The sequence below is a fragment of the Dietzia sp. B44 genome (genome assembly GCF_014145245.1).
Classification (GTDB): domain Bacteria; phylum Actinomycetota; class Actinomycetes; order Mycobacteriales; family Mycobacteriaceae; genus Dietzia; species Dietzia natronolimnaea.
In genome coordinates this window covers 3621-5876 of record NZ_JAALEF010000189.1, presented here as the reverse complement: position 1 = coordinate 5876, position 2256 = coordinate 3621, and the positions used below count along the sequence as shown (strand labels likewise).

Below are 2256 nucleotides of genomic sequence, written 5' to 3'. Positions count from 1 at the left end.
GCGGCGTCGGCCCCGCGCTGCGGCGGCTGCTCCCGTGGCCGGAGGCGACCCGGTTCGACGAGCTGGTGCCCGACCGCCTGCAGGTGCCCAGCTCGTCGTCATACCGTGTCGACTACCCCGAACCCGGATCCGACGCGGCACCGGTGCTGGCGGTCAAGCTGCAGGAGTGCTTCGGGTGGACCGCCTCCCCCCGGATCTGCGACGGACGGGTCCCCGTGACGGTCCATCTGCTCTCCCCCGCCGGCCGGCCGCTCGCCGTGACGCGCGACCTGGAGTTCTTCTGGCGCGAGGCCTATCCCGGTGTGCGGGCCGAGATGCGGGGCCGCTATCCCCGGCACCCCTGGCCGGAGGACCCGATGGTCGCGGAACCCACCCGACGGACCAATCGTCGACGCTGAGGGTCCCGTTGCCATAACGAACCGCCCTACCGCACTGCCCCGGAGTTGTCCGCCTCATACCATGTGAGTCAGCGCACCTGCGTCCGTCGACCCCGCCCGGAGCGTGATCGCCATGCCCGCGTACACCCCACCCGCACCCCACCGTGTCCCCCTCCCGACCCGGACTCCCGCGGGCACCAAGAGGATCCCCCACGTCCGCAACCGGATCGGGGCCCTGGTGACGTTCACCGGTCTGGCGCTGGCGCTGCTCAGCCTCTACCTGCCGTGGCTGGACTCGGGCGGGGACGAGCGGATCTCCGCCCTGGGGATCACCGAGATCATCGACGTACGCAGCGTCGCACCGGTGCTGTTCGTCGGACTCCTGGTCCTGGCCCTGCTCGTGACGGTCACGGCGCTCACCCGCCTGGGCGCGTTCGCCGTCGCGGCAGCGGTGGTGGCGATCGGGGTCCTGGCGGGACACCTCGCCTTCGTCTGGACCCTGATCCTGTCCACGGGGTCGACGGAGCCGGCACTCTCGGGACTGCCCGCGAACGCCACGGTGACCTCCGGGCCCTACGTGGCCGCGTTCGGGTTCGTGATGGTGTCGGCGGGGTCGGCCTGGGCCGCCCGGTCCGCTCGCTATCCGGTCGATCCCGTGACGTGACGGGCGGGCCCGGTCCGGCGGTCACAGTCCGCCACCGCACCGTCCGGCCGGAACGCACCGTTGTGGCAGAACCCGGACACCCCGCCTATCATGTGACTTACCTCACTTCACAGGTTCCGGTCCGATTAAGGGGCACCCGCCATGGCCGCACAGACAACGCCCGTCACCCGCACCTCGCCGTCGTCGGCGAGCACCCCGACCGGCGGCAAGATCATCCCGCACCTGCGAAACCGCGTCGGCGGCCTGATCGCCGTAGTGGGGCTGGCGCTCGCCCTGCTCAGTCTGTACCTCCCCTGGTTGAGCACCGGGACCGGCGGAGGGATCAGCGCGCTCGACCTCACCGAGATCCTGGACCTGCGCGCGATGGCGCCCCTGAACTTCCTGGGGCTTCTCGTGCTGTCGGTCCTGGTGGCGGTCACGCTGTTCACCCGGTTGGGATTCTTCGCGGCCGCCAACGCGGTACTCGCGTCCCTCGTGTTGATCGCCCACCTCATCTTCGTCTGGGTCCTGTTCAACTCGACCGACACCTCGGATCCGATGCTGGCGGGCCTGCCGGACGGCACCTCGGTCACCTACGGTCCGTTCGTCGCGGCGATCGGATTCATCCTCGTGATCATCGGATCGGCGTTGGCGGCCAAGTCCGCCGAGTACCTGCTCCCGGACCGCGCCGAGGCCCGCATGTTCACCGGCTCGTGAGGCGTCAGAACACCACGACGGTGTCCCCGACCTGCAGCCTCTCGAAATAAGTCGCCGCGGCGGGCCGGTCCATCCGGATACACCCGTGCGACTCGTAGGCCGGATCGCCCTCGTGGAAGGCGATCCCTCCCACGAAGTACACCGAGTACGGCATCGGGGCGTCGTCGAACAGACGGCTGACCTCGTGGCGCACCTTCCCGGTGACCTGGAACGTCCCGCGAGGGGTCTCCCAACCGACCCTTCCGTGCGACATCCGTACCGGCCCGTAGCTCAGCCGCTCCCCCGACTGCAGCCAGGTCCGGTTCCCGTCGAGGTCGACGCACGCGGCGGCCGTACGCGGACACGGGCTCTGCGGGGTGGGGTCCGGCGGCGGCGGGGGCGCGGCCGGAGGGGGCACGAACCCGGGCGGAGGAGTGATCCCCGCCGACTCCAGCCAGCCGCCGGCGGCGGTGCGCAGGTCCGCGTCCGCCTGTACGGATCCCGCCAGGGCCTGATCGAGCACCTGCTGGGCCTCCGGCG

At 71.1% G+C, this 2256-nt stretch carries 4 protein-coding genes; 3 read left to right on the top strand and 1 reads right to left on the bottom strand.

What is annotated here, in order from left to right; translation table 11 throughout:
• The 3 genes from G6017_RS07120 to G6017_RS07110 form a co-directional block, all read left to right on the top strand.
• A partial coding sequence (locus G6017_RS07120) for an ATP-dependent helicase C-terminal domain-containing protein (protein WP_277819579.1) occupies positions 1-398 on the top strand: 398 nt, incomplete at its 5' end.
• A gap of 112 nt (positions 399-510) precedes the next feature.
• Positions 511-1041, top strand: a complete 531-nt coding sequence (locus G6017_RS07115) for a hypothetical protein (RefSeq protein ID WP_182616674.1) — start codon at positions 511-513, stop codon at positions 1039-1041.
• A 141-nt stretch (positions 1042-1182) separates the two neighbouring features.
• Complete coding sequence (locus tag G6017_RS07110) at positions 1183-1737, top strand: hypothetical protein (protein ID WP_182610523.1); 555 nt, start codon at positions 1183-1185, stop codon at positions 1735-1737.
• Between the two features lie 4 nt (positions 1738-1741).
• Here the strand turns inward: G6017_RS07110 and G6017_RS07105 are convergent.
• Positions 1742-2256 (bottom strand): L,D-transpeptidase (locus tag G6017_RS07105; protein ID WP_182616672.1); only part of this gene is annotated, 515 nt, incomplete at its 5' end.